The organism is Demequina zhanjiangensis, from assembly GCF_030418315.1.
Lineage (GTDB): Bacteria > Actinomycetota > Actinomycetes > Actinomycetales > Demequinaceae > Demequina > Demequina zhanjiangensis.
In genome coordinates, this window is the sequence record NZ_JAUHPV010000002.1 from 504929 (window position 1) to 516973 (window position 12045).

The 12045-nt window shown below is 70.2% G+C and carries 13 protein-coding genes; all 13 read right to left on the minus strand.

Annotated features, from left to right (window positions below):
- Window positions 1-60 precede the first annotated feature (60 nt).
- Window positions 61-2043 carry a hypothetical protein gene (locus QQX04_RS05055; RefSeq protein ID WP_301126843.1) on the minus strand — a complete coding sequence of 661 codons (1983 nt, stop codon included), beginning with the start codon at window positions 2041-2043 and terminating at the stop codon, window positions 61-63.
- On the minus strand, window positions 2021-4072 hold the full coding sequence (locus QQX04_RS05060; RefSeq protein ID WP_301126960.1) for a flagellar biosynthesis protein FlhA: 2052 nt from the start codon (window positions 4070-4072) through the stop codon (window positions 2021-2023). The genes QQX04_RS05055 and QQX04_RS05060 overlap by 23 nt, the downstream gene beginning before the upstream one ends.
- Before the next feature lie 46 nt (window positions 4073-4118).
- Window positions 4119-5222: an EscU/YscU/HrcU family type III secretion system export apparatus switch protein gene (locus QQX04_RS05065; protein WP_301126845.1), complete on the minus strand. Its 1104-nt coding sequence runs from the start codon at window positions 5220-5222 to the stop codon at window positions 4119-4121.
- The gene (locus tag QQX04_RS05070; protein WP_301126846.1) at window positions 5219-6001 is read right to left on the minus strand and encodes a flagellar biosynthetic protein FliR; all 783 of its coding nucleotides are present in this window, start codon (window positions 5999-6001) and stop codon (window positions 5219-5221) included. Before QQX04_RS05070 ends, QQX04_RS05065 begins: the two co-directional genes overlap by 4 nt.
- A gap of 1 nt (window position 6002) precedes the next feature.
- Complete coding sequence (fliQ, locus tag QQX04_RS05075) at window positions 6003-6275, minus strand: flagellar biosynthesis protein FliQ (protein ID WP_301126848.1); 273 nt, start codon at window positions 6273-6275, stop codon at window positions 6003-6005.
- Window positions 6275-7111 (minus strand): flagellar type III secretion system pore protein FliP, encoded by an 837-nt coding sequence (fliP, locus tag QQX04_RS05080; RefSeq protein ID WP_301126849.1) that lies wholly within the window; start codon window positions 7109-7111, stop codon window positions 6275-6277. The genes fliQ and fliP overlap by 1 nt, the downstream gene beginning before the upstream one ends.
- A complete protein-coding gene (locus QQX04_RS05085; protein WP_301126851.1) occupies window positions 7108-7653 on the minus strand; it encodes a FliO/MopB family protein in 546 nt (181 codons plus the stop codon). The genes fliP and QQX04_RS05085 overlap by 4 nt, the downstream gene beginning before the upstream one ends.
- Before the next feature lie 3 nt (window positions 7654-7656).
- The gene (fliN, locus tag QQX04_RS05090) at window positions 7657-8382 is read right to left on the minus strand and encodes a flagellar motor switch protein FliN (RefSeq protein WP_301126852.1); all 726 of its coding nucleotides are present in this window, start codon (window positions 8380-8382) and stop codon (window positions 7657-7659) included.
- Window positions 8379-9302 carry a flagellar motor switch protein FliM gene (locus tag QQX04_RS05095; protein WP_301126854.1) on the minus strand — a complete coding sequence of 308 codons (924 nt, stop codon included), beginning with the start codon at window positions 9300-9302 and terminating at the stop codon, window positions 8379-8381. Before QQX04_RS05095 ends, fliN begins: the two co-directional genes overlap by 4 nt.
- Before the next feature lie 100 nt (window positions 9303-9402).
- A complete protein-coding gene (locus tag QQX04_RS05100; RefSeq protein WP_301126855.1) occupies window positions 9403-9972 on the minus strand; it encodes a flagellar basal body-associated FliL family protein in 570 nt (189 codons plus the stop codon).
- Entirely contained in the window at window positions 9969-10883 is a 915-nt protein-coding gene (locus tag QQX04_RS05105; protein WP_301126857.1) for an OmpA/MotB family protein, read from the minus strand. Before QQX04_RS05105 ends, QQX04_RS05100 begins: the two co-directional genes overlap by 4 nt.
- Window positions 10880-11650 (minus strand): flagellar motor protein, encoded by a 771-nt coding sequence (locus QQX04_RS05110; protein WP_301126859.1) that lies wholly within the window; start codon window positions 11648-11650, stop codon window positions 10880-10882. The genes QQX04_RS05105 and QQX04_RS05110 overlap by 4 nt, the downstream gene beginning before the upstream one ends.
- Window positions 11650-11949 (minus strand): flagellar FlbD family protein, encoded by a 300-nt coding sequence (locus QQX04_RS05115; protein ID WP_301126860.1) that lies wholly within the window; start codon window positions 11947-11949, stop codon window positions 11650-11652. The genes QQX04_RS05110 and QQX04_RS05115 overlap by 1 nt, the downstream gene beginning before the upstream one ends.
- Window positions 11950-12045 lie beyond the last annotated feature (96 nt).

Consider the following 12045-nt stretch of genomic DNA (forward strand, 5'->3'; position numbering starts at 1 on the left):
CAGCGGGCGGAGTGGGTCTGGGACGAGTCGCGCGGGTGGCGAATGTCAAATCCGAGCCGATCAGGACGCGGCCGACAGACGTTCCGCCAGTAGCGCCGCCCAGACCACAGGAGACGCCGGCAGGCCATCCATCCACGCGACCGGCAACGACGCATCCAGCAACGCCGCCGGAGCCTGAGAGCGACCCACACCCGTCGCCGCGATCCCCTCCAGATGCGCGCCCGCCGACAACGGCTCAAGCGCGGCCGCCGAGCCGTACGCCTCCGAGGCGTCGACCGCAGCCCACGCCGCGTCGGCACCGAAGGCCTCCAGCAGAGGCACCGCCGCCACCGCACCCCGACGACCCGGCGCCACACCCAGCGCCACCACCGTCGCGGCACCACCTGACGCAGCCTCCGTCGCACGATGCCGCACCGCACGCGCCGCCTGCTCAGTCCTCACACGACGGCCATGACCGCGGATCGCCTCACACTCACCGGCCAGCACCAACGACTGCTCCGGCAGACCCATCCACGCCGTGACCTGAGCCGCCACCGCGCGCGCACGCTCAGGCTCACCCACAACCACGAGCAGCTCCCCCGGCTCGAGTCGACGCTGAGTCGGTGCACCCAGCCGCGCCACGATGTCCAGCAGCGGCACACGATCCGACAGGACGAGTCGTTCACCCAGCAGTCGAGGCGGCACGCCCAACGCCAGCAGCTCGGCCACCGTCGGACCCTGCTGCACCGCATCCGTCAGGTCAGCCTGCACACCCCACCGGTGAAGGACGACACCCTCGGCCTCGCGGGCCGGAACAGTTGCGGGTGTCACCTCACGCGCGGAGACGGACGCCGGCTCCGCGGGAGAGATCTCGGATGATGCCGCCGCGACCGAGGACTCCAGCTCCACCGACGTCGACGCGGTCGGGCGAGCCGGTGAGACCGGACGGGCGGGCGACACCGTTGCATCGAGGCGAGCAGGAGAGGACGGGCGCGCTGGCGACACGGGCTGAGTGGACGAGCCAGGCCGCGTGGATGAGCCGGGTCGCGTAGACGAGCCAGGCTGCGTGGGCGAGTCGGGTCGCGTAGGCCCCGAGGCCGCTGTGGCGCCGCCGTCGGCATCCTCGTCCGGAGCGAGCTGCGGGATCTCGTAGCCGAGCTCCGGATCCACCTCCCGACGCCGCGCCCCCCACGCCGACGCGGGCCGAGTGCTCTCGTCGGGGGCGAGCTGCGGAATGGCCACCGCATCGTCGTCACGCTGCTCGTGCGAGCCGTCAGCCTGCCCGGCGTTACCCGGCACGCGTCCGTCGCGGGCCGAGTCGTGGCGCACCGTCGGTAGCACCACGGCATCCGGATCGGCCGCAGGGAACGCGACCGGCGAGAACTCGCGGATCGCGCTCGCCACCTCGGCTGAGGACACGCCTCCCTCGGCGGCCGCACCCGCCTCGACCGCCGGACCCGCCTCGACGTCGAGGTTCCCCTCCGGATCGGCAATGGCAGCCTCGGGCGCATCCGCGGTAGACGTCGCGGCCCGGTCCGGGAGCGTGAACTCTTCAAGCGCCTTGCGGAACTCCTCGGCACTGGTGGGCACGTCATGCCCGGCGGCCGCCTCGTCGGCCGACGCGGAGGAGCCGGCGGACTCAGAGGAGCCTCCAGACGCGGAGGAGCTTCCCGACACCGCCTCGAGCGCCTCAGCCACCTGCGCCACCGGAGCCGCGCCGGAGAACATCTCCTCACGCAGCGCCTGCGCATCCGCGATCTCAGCGGCCAGCTCGGCGGAGGTCGGCTCGAGCTCACCCGGGACCTGAGCGTCCGACCGCGCCTCCCGGGGAGCGCTGGCGCCGCCTGCGCCCAGAGCGGGCCGCGCACCGTCGGCGTCGATCGCGAGCGAGGCGTCGGGCACCTCGAGCGTGAGCTCGTACTTCTCCTTCGCGAAGAAGCCCATGACGCCGCCCGTACGGACCCGCTCCGCCCGGACCACCGTCACATGGGGGCCGAACTGCTCCCGCGCGCGCACCAGCAGCTCATGCGGGTCCGAACCCTCAAGATGCAATCGCTGCGGCATCGCTCACGACTCCCACGCTCTCGACCTGCACGGATGCGCACGTCACCTCTGTATAGGAAAGAACAGGTACCTGCGGGATCGCAAGGGCAAGGGTCTTGCGCAGCGCGGGCCGCAGCGCCGGCGCGCATGCGAACACCGCCTCGTGACCCGCCCGCTCGACCTCCTGCATGCGCAGTCGCGCCGACTCGAGGAGCCGCTCCATCCTGTCGGGGTCGATCGCCAGCTGGGTGCCGTCGTCGGTGGGGCGTCGCGCCTCCACGAGCTGCTGCTCGACCAGCGGGTCGAGCGTGATGACGCGCAGCACGCCGTCCTGCACGTAGGGGGCGGCGACGGCCGGGCCGAGCGCCGTGCGGGACGCCTCGATGAGTCCTTCCGCGTCCGTGGAGACCTTGGCACGCAGCGTGAGGCCCTCGAAGATGCGCGGCAGGTCGCGGACCGACACCTTCTCCGCGAGCAGCCCCTGCAGCACACGCTGCACCTCGCCCAGCGAGAGGAGGGTCGGCACCAGCTCGTCGACGACGGCCGGGTTGACCTGCTTCACGCCGTCCACGAGGACGCGCACGTCCTCTCGCGTGAGGAGGCGCGGGGCGTTGTCCGCGATGATCGAGCCGAGGTGCGTCACGAGGACGGAGACGCGGTCCACGACGGTGGCGCCCGCCAGCTCGGCCTGCGAGCGCGCCTGCATCGGCACCCACTTGCCGGCGAGCCCGAACACGGGCTCCCGCACGGTCTCGCCCGCGATGTGGTCGAGGTGGTCTCCGAGCGCCAGCAGTCGGCCCGCGGGCGCCTCGCCTCGCGCGACCTCGACGCCGCCGATGCGGACCACGTAGGTGGAACGCGGAAGATCCACCGAGTCGCGGGTGCGGACGGGCGGGATGACGAGGCCGAGGTCCATGGCGATCTTGCGTCGCAGGCCCTTCACGCGGGCCAGCAGGTCCTGGTCGGTGCCGGCGCCCACGAGGTCCACCAGGTCGGGCGAGAGCTGGATCTCGAGCGCGTGGACCCGCATCTCCTCCATGATCGCCTCGGGCGAGTCGGGGCCGGGTCCCGTGGGCGCGGAGGACTCGACGGGCTCGAGCTCCTTCTCCGCCTTCTGGAGCGCACCCACGCGCTGACCGATGATGAGCAGCCCGATGCCGAGCACCAGGAACGGAGGCTTGGGCATGCCGGGCACGAGCGCGAGGAGGACGGCCGCGGTGCCTGCGATGAGGAGCGCCGTACGGGACTGCGTGAGCTGCGAGCTCGCCGCCGTTCCCATGTCCTCCGACGCCGTGGCGCGGGTGACGATGATGCCTGTCGAGACGGACAGCAGGAGGGCGGGGATCTGGGAGACGAGGCCGTCGCCGATGGTCAGCATCGAGAAGCGCTCGAGCGCCTCACCGGGCTCCATGCCCATCTGCAGCATGCCCACGCCGAAGCCGCCGAGCAGGTTGATGATCGTGATGATGATGCCGGCGATCGCGTCGCCCTTCACGAACTTCGAGCCACCGTCCATGGCGCCATAGAAGTCGGCCTCGGCGGCGACGTCGGCCCGGCGCTGGCGGGCAGTGTCCTCGTCGATGAGGCCCGAGTTCAGGTCGGCGTCGATCGCCATCTGCTTGCCGGGCATGGCGTCGAGGGTGAAGCGCGCGCCGACCTCGGCCACACGGCCCGCACCGTTCGTGATGACGGCGAACTGGATGACGACCAGGATGAGGAAGATGACGAGGCCGATGATGATCGAGCCGCCGACCACGAAGTGGCCGAACGCGCCGATGACCTCGCCCGCGTAGCCGTCGCGCAGCACGAGCCTCGTGGAGGCCACGTTGAGTCCCAGGCGGAACAGCGTGAGGACGAGCAGCAGCGAGGGGAAGACCGAGAAGTCGAGCGGCCGCTTCACGTACATGGACGTGAGCAGCACCACGAGCGACAGCGCGATGTTCGTGACGATGAGGAAGTCGAGCATCGCCGCGGGCAGGGGCACCACGAGCAGCAGCACGATGCCGACGACGCCCACGGGGACGGCGAACTGCATCAGGCGGTTCTTCATCATGACTGGCCTTCCTTCATGAGGATGGTGGGGAGGTTGGTGACGCTCATGCGGCGACCGCCTCGGCGTGCGGGTCGCGGTGCATGCCGGCGGCGGCGCCGCGGCGGCGGAGCGCCATCACGAACGCGAGGACGCGGGCGACGGCGGCGTACAGGTGGGGCGGGATCTCGTCGCCGAGCTCGCAGGCTGCGTGGAGGGCCCGTGCGAGCGGGATGTCCTGCACCATCGGCACCCTGTTCTCGGTGGCCTTCTCGCGGATCTTCGCCGCGATGTGCCCGCTGCCCTTGGCGACGACGCGGGGGGCGCCGGTGCCGGGCTCGTACTTGAGGGCGACGGCCACGTGGGTGGGGTTGACCATGACGACGTCGGCGCCGGCGATCTCCGCCATCATGCGGTTGCGGCTCATCGCGATCTGACGGGCACGGATCTGACCCTTGATGTGCGGGTCGCCTTCCATCTGCTTGTGCTCGTCCTTGATCTCCTTCTTGGACATGCGCGTCTTCTTGCGGTTGCGCTTCATGATGACGAACACGTCTGCGGCCGCGAGGGTGAGTCCCGCGAAGACGGCGATGCGCACCAGGGAGGAGACGCCGTCGGTCGCGAAGCCGATGAAGGACTCGAGCGAGTGGGAGCCGGAGCCGAGCATGACGGGAACCATGCCCTGGATGACCACGTAGAGGACCGTGCCGATCGCGGCGGCCTTGAGCGCGGCCTTGAGGCCGTTCCACCAGGCCTCCTTGCCGAAGACCTTCTTGGCGCCGTTCTTGGGGTTGAACTGCTCGAACTTGGGCTTGAGCCGCTTGGCGGAGATGTGGATGCCGCCCTGTGCCGCCGAGCCGATGATGGCGGCCAGCACGACCACGCCGAGCAGCGGCGCCATGGTGACGATGACGGAGCCGAGCCCGCCCTGGAGCGACTCGAGTGCGGCCAGCGAGTCGGGCGCCTCCGCGATGCCCTTGATCGCCACGAGCTGCTCCTCGGCGGCCTGCGCGCCGTGGGAGATGACGAACGGCAGCATCAGGACGGCCGAGCCGACGCCGATCCATGCGGACAGGTCCTGCGACTTCTGCAGCGCGCCGTCACGGCGCAGCTGCTTCATGCGTTTCGGTGTGGCCTTCTCGGACTTCTCGCCCGCTTCGTCGTTGCTCACGAGCCACCTCCCAGCATGAGGCCCACGGCGTCGTCCGTGAGGCTGGAGATGATCTGCGGCAGCGCGAGGAACGCGACGGACCCGAGCGTGAGGGTCAGCAGGATCTTCAGCGGGAAGCCGAGCGCGAAGGCGTTGAGCGCGGGGGCGACGCGCGTGAGCAGGCCGAGGCCTACGTCGGCGAGGAAGAGGACGACGATGAGCGGGCCCGCGATCTGCAGGGCGGCGACCATCAGCTGGGCGAGGCCGTGCGTCATCATGTCACCGAGCACGGCGAGCGACGGCGCGGCGCCGAGCGGCAGGACCTCGAACGACCTGACGACTCCGCCGATGACCAGCTGGTAGCCGTCGGAGGCGAAGAGCAGGGCGAGCGCGGTGGTCGCGTAGAACTTGGAGAAGACGGTGGACTGCTGGCCCTGCATCGGGTCGTAGGCGGAGGCCATCTGGAAGCCGCCGAACACGTCGATGAGCGAACCGGCCGTCTGAACGGCGGCGAACACGAGCCTCACCAGGAAGCCGAGTGCGAGCCCGACGAAGGCCTGCAGCACGAGCGCGCCGATGAAAGCGCCGCCACCGCCCGCGACGAGGGTTCCGGGGGCGATCGTGGAGGAGGCGGTGACGCGCGGCATGGCCGCGAGCGCGATGCCGATGCCGATCGCCACCTTCACCGAGCCGGGGAACTGGCGGACGTTGAACGGCGGCGAGACGACGAGGAATGCGACGAGGCGGACCCCGGCGAGCATGAGCGTCTCGAGGAGCGCCAGATCGAACGTCAGCTCCATGTCAGCCCCCCAGCAGTCCGGGGAGCTTCTCGAAGAGCTCGTTGGTGAACGTGATGGACTCCTGGATCATCCAGTGGCCCGCCACGAACAGCGCGATGGCGACGCCGATGGCCTTCGGCACGAACGACAGCGTCACCTCCTGGATCTGGGTGACGGACTGGAACAGCGACACGAGGAAGCCGATCGCGAGCGCCGTGATCAGGAGGGGCGCGGAGAGCTTGGCGGCCAGCACCATGGCGTCGAGGCCGACGTCGAGAACTGCGGAGGTGTCCATCAGCCGTAGCTCCCGATCAGCGCGGTGATGATGAGCGTCCAACCGTCCACGAGGACGAACAGGAGGAGCTTGAAGGGCAGCGACACCATGACGGGCGGCAGCATCATCATTCCCATCGACATGAGGGCGCCGGAGACGACCAGGTCGATCACGAGGAAGGGGACGAAGATGACGAACGAGATGATGAACGCGGCGCGCAGCTCGGACAGCATGAAGGCGGGCATGAGGGTCGTCATCGAGACGTCCTCGGGCGAGCCGGGGTTCTCGGCGTCTGCGGCGCGGGTCATGAGCGCGATGTCGGATTCGCGCGTGTTCTCGAGCATGAACTCGCGCAGCGGCATCGAGCCGACGTCGACCGCCTCGGTGAAGCTGAGCTCGCCTGCGAGGTAGGGCTGGACTCCCAGCTCGTTGATCTCGCCGAGGATCGGGCCCATCACGAACAGCGACAGGAACAGGGCGATGCCCGCGAGGACCTGGGTGGGCGGGGTGCCCTGGAGGCCGAGCGCGTTGCGGGTGAGGGCGAGCACCACGAAGATCTTCGTGAAGCTGGTGGTCATGAGCAGCAGCGACGGCGCGACGGACAGCAGGGTGATCGCGATGAGGACGACGATCGAGCTGGACGGGGTGCCGTCGACTCCGTAGAGGTCGACTGCGACTCCGGGGCCGGAGACGGTGGGTTCAGCGGGTGCGGACGGGGCGGTCGGTCCAGCGGGGTCCACGGCGGCCTGGGCGCTTCCCCCGACTGCGATCACGAGGATCGCGGCGAGCAGGAGGGCGAAGACCACCGAGAACCGGCGTGCGAGAGACGACCGGGCCCCGGACGGAGCGGGGGTCATGGACGGCGGACGGTCCGTTCTTGCACCGTCGCCACCGCCTTGCGCCAGGTGTCAGGCGCAAGGATCGATCCTTCGAGGGGCGAGCGGTGCCGTTGCGCGTCGGCCGTCCGGGCCGACGTCGAACGGACAGGGGCAGGGACGACGGCGGGGCCGGCGGCCGCGTCGACGACGCGGAGCTCGGACACGGTGGCGTCCTGGGTGGTGAGGGTCGTGGAGTCGAGGTCGGCGACATCCAGGTGTGCGATGTCTACGTCGACGCGCTCCTCACCGGAGGTGGCGGCGGGATCCTCGAGCGGGATCTCACCTGCGTCGTGCAGGAGGGTGATGCCCTGGTCGGTGTATCCGACCACGAGTCGACGGCCTGCGGCCTCGACCATGGCGACACCGGTGCGACGCGACAGCTGCTGGCGACCGACGATCGCCAGGCCTTCGCGTCGGCGGGTGCTCGCGGAGGTCCGCATGCGGCGGCTCAGCCACCACAGCAGACCGAGCACGGCAGCCAGCGAGAGGCCGACGCGCAGCACGAGCAGGAGCATGTCCATGGGTCAGCGGCCGTCCTCGTTGGTGACGATCTCGGTGATCCGGATGCCGTACTCCTCGTCGACGACGACGACCTCGCCGCGGGCGACGAGGCGGCCGTTGACCATCACGTCGGCGGGCGAGCCGGCGGCGCGGTCGAGCTCGAGGACGGTGCCGGGCACCAGGTCGAGGACCTGACGCATGGGGAGGCGGGTGTGGCCGATCTCGGCGGTGAGCACGAGCTCGACGTCGCGCAGCATGTGCATGCGGGCGCGCTCGTCGATCGGCGCGGCGCCGACGGAGGGGCTGGGGGCGGACGGCGCGGTCTGGGTGCGGTTCTGGCGGACGCGGATGCCGAACCAGGCCTGGGCGGCGCCGTCGGCGTCGACGAGGACGAAGGCCTCCATGTCGGGGTCCATGAACGCCTCGCCGAGCGTGTCCTCGAGCGCGGTGTCGAGCACGCCTGCACCGAGCGTCGTGGCGGCGGCCTCGAGCGCGGGGCGGAGGATGTCTGCCGCCTCGACGCCTGCGCCTGCTCCGGCGAGGGCCTCGGCGATCGCGTCGTGCGCGACGAGCACCAGGTCGGCGCTCGTGGAGCCGACGAAGTGCGCGCGGGTGATCTTGGTGTCCGCGGCGGGGGCCTGGCCCGGGCCGAGCGGCACAGCGGTCAGCGGCGTCGCGGTGGGCAGCTGCTCGACGAGGAGCTCGGCGGCCTGCTGCGCGACGGCGGCGGCGGGAACGGTGGCGGTCATGCTTCCTCCTGGGTGGACACGACGAGGCAGGCGACGCGGGTGCCGTTGGCACCGATCGCGGCGTGGGCGAGGGTGACGCCGTCGACGACGACATCGAGCGGGGAGTCCACTCCGTGGCGGAGCGACACGACGGACCCGACCTCGAGCGCGCCGACCTCGGCTGCGCTCATGTGGTGTCCGCCGAAGCGGACGGTGACGGGCAGGGGCACCTCGGTGAGGCGGTCGACGAGCTGGTTGACGGCGAGGTCGTGCGCGGCCTGCTCCTCGACGCTGCGGCCGCTCTCCTCGTCGGCCTCACGGAGCGCCGCGATGACGGGCTCGGCGAGCACCATGAGGGTGATCGGCGCGGTGACGGGGCCGATCGTCATCTGGAAGTGGCCGACGATGACGGGCTCGGATGCCGCGGCGAGCTGCATGAACGAGGGGCTGTAGCGCACGGTGCGGAGGCTGAAGGACAGCGGTCCGATGGTGCGGACCGCGTTCGTGAGGTCGGTGCACGCGAGCTGGAGCATGTCGCTCATCAGCTTCCACTCGATCTCGGTGAGCTCGCGGAACTCCATGCCGAGGTCGACGGCGGGACCGCCGAGGAGGCAGTCGACGAGCGTCATCGTGAGGTTCGTGGGGAGCTGCAGGAGCGCCGGCGTGCGGCTGGGCTCGAACTGCAGGACGACGCCCGTGGTGGACGCGGGCAGCGTGTTGATGTGCGCGTCGTACCCGGTCAGGTCCAGGCGCTCGAGGTCGACGGTCGCGAGCAGGCCGAGGCGCGAGCTGAGGATGGTGCCCCACTGACGCGCGAAGCCCTGCAGCGCCACCTCGATGGCGCGGCTGTGCTCACGGGTGAGCGTCATCGGCTGCGAGAAGTCGTACAGCTCGGGCGTGCCCGTGCCGCGACCTCGCCGCGTGCGTTCCTGTCCTGTCACGACGGCCACATCGTCCGGACAGGGGTGCGCGTAAGGATTGCCGGCCGCGGAAGGCGTTCTCCGTGCGGGGAATGTGACAAACCTCGCGCGGCCGGATGCTCTACTGGGTGACGAAGTCGGTGTAGTAGACCCCGATCACCTCACCGTGGTACGCCTCCTTGAGGGTCTCCGCGAGCTCATGCTTGAGCTCATCGCGGATCTCCGGATCGGACAGCTCGTCCTGGGTTCGACCTGAGAACAGGGCGATCGCCGCGTCGAGCGCGATGGCCTCGCCGATCTCGCCGTGTGCGACGGCCTCGGCGCTGACCTCGAGCCCCAGGCCGAGCCGCAGGTAGTGGCCCTGCTCCAGGTTGATGGAGATCGACTCGACGACCTGCACTCCTCCGGACTCGACCTCCTCCTCGTGGACCTCCTCCTCGACGACGGCGCCGTCTGCGGCGGCCGCGGGGTCCTCGCCTGCGGCGCCCGGTCCCATGAGGAACCAGTAGGCGCCGACCGCGATGATGACGATGAGCACTCCGATGACGATGCTCATGAGGCGCTTCTTGCCTCCGCCTCCACCTCCCTCGCCTCCGGCGGGGCCTTCGGGAGCGGGTGCGCCCCCGGCGGGTGGACGGGCGCCGATCTTCGGCTTGCCCGGGCTGACGATGCGGGCCTCCTGCGTGGTCATAGGTCTCCCATCCCTTCTGCTCTCAGCGCGGCCAGCTCGGCCTGCAGCTCCTTGTGGGTGACGCTGCCCTCCTCGATCGCGGCGGCGATCTCGGGGACGAGCGCGCGGATCTCCTCCGACGCTCCGGACTCCACGACGATGTCGACGCGGCGGTTCGCGGTGAGCGCCGCCTCGGAGGTGCCCTTCGCGATCGGGCGCGAGTCTCCGTAGCCGGTGGCGGAGATCTGGGTCGACGGGATTCCGCCGTGCTCCACGAACCGGCGCAGCACCTGGGTGGCGCGCGCGCTCGACAGCTCCCAGTTGGTCGGGTAGTTGGCGGAGGGCAGCACGTTCGCGTGCCCCTCGATGGACAGCAGTCGGGGCTGGCGATCAAGAGGACCGGCGAGCGCGTCGACGACTCGCCTGGCGCGCGCCGTCATCGCGGCGTCGTCGGGCGCGAAGAACACGTTCGAGCCGACGAGGCCGATGATCAGGCCCCGCTCGTCGATCTGGAAGGTGACGTCCGCCTCGAGGCCCTTCGACTCGAGGAGCGACTCGAGCTTCGCCTGCACCGCGTTGAGATCCTCGTACTCGGAGGCCGCCTCAAGGTAGTCGAGCTGGTCCTGCGTGTACTGGCCCTCGGCGTCGTTCGATCCGTCTGAGCCTTCGTGCGCGACTCCGACGAAGTCGGGCGCGATCTGATAGCTCTCGAGGCCCGTGAGGGCACCGCTGGATCCGGAGATGATGCTCGGCGCGTCGTGGCCGAAGCCGATCGCGAGCGAGTCGCGCAGCTCCTCGAACTTGGTCTGATCCACCTGGGAGATCGCGTAGAGGACGATGAACAGCGCGACCAGCACGGTCATCATGTCGGCGTAGGAGACGGCCCAGCGCTCGTGGTTCTCGTGCTCCTCCTCCTCGTGCTTGCGGCTCATGCGGCCTCCTTGGCGGGCTTCTTCGCGTCGAACGCGAGAGCCCTGAGGCGTGCGCCCACGGAGCGCGGGTTGGCCCCGGCCTGGATGGCGAGCAGGCCTTCCATCGCCATCTCCTTCTTCTGCGCCTCGAGCTCGGAGATCCGCTTGATGCGGGCCGAGATGGGCAGCCAGATGAGGTTGGCGGAGAGCAGGCCCCACAGGGTCGCGACGAACGCAGCGGCGATCATGTGGCCGAGCGTCGCCGGCTGGTCGAGGTTCTCGAGGACGTGCACGAGCGAGACGACGGTGCCGATGATGCCGATGGTCGGCGCGAAGCCGCCCATGTCGGCGAACACCTTCGCGATGGCCTTGTCGGCGGCCTTCTGGCCGTCGATCTGTGCCTCCATGATGGCGCGCAGGTCCTCGGGGTCGGTGCCGTCGATCGCGGACTGGAGGCCGTCCTTGATGAAGTCGTCGTCGATGTCGCGGGTGGCGTCCTCGAGCGCGAGCAGGCCCTCACGGCGGGCCTTGTCCGCGAGCGACACGACCAGGTCGACGGTCTCGCCGGCGTCCTGCTGCTTGTACAGGAGGTACTTGCCGAGGCTCGAGAACGCGGCGATGAAGCCCTTGAGAGTGGTGGTCGCGAGGCCTGCGCCGAGCGTGCCGCCGATGACGAGCATCATCGGCGCGGGCAGGACCACGGACATGGGGGACGAGCCCTCCATGAAGATCGAGGCGATGACGGCCGCGAAGGCGACGCCGATGCCGATGAGGGTCGCGACGTCCATCAGTCGGCCTCCGGCGTCACGGCGAGGTGCTGGCGGGAGCCGATACCGGTGACGGTGGCGACGACGTCGCCGTCGTGCGCCCCGTCAGGGTGCACTCCGTCGGCCATCTCGATGGCCATGGCGACCACTCCGGCGCGGTGCTCCTGGACGATGCGGGTGAGGTCCGTGAGGCCCTCGGCGACGAGCAGCTTGGTGCCGTCGACGAGGGTGACGACCGTGTCGGGCGTCGACTCCGCACGCTCGATGAGGTCGGGGTTGACGGCGAACGGGTGGCCGTTGAGGCGCGTCAAGGTAATCACGGTTCACCATCCCTGGCATTCATGCGGGCCCATCCGTGAGCCCGGTTACCTCCACCTCATCGGCGGGGTGCGGGGTGTTGTGAGCGAACCGGACAG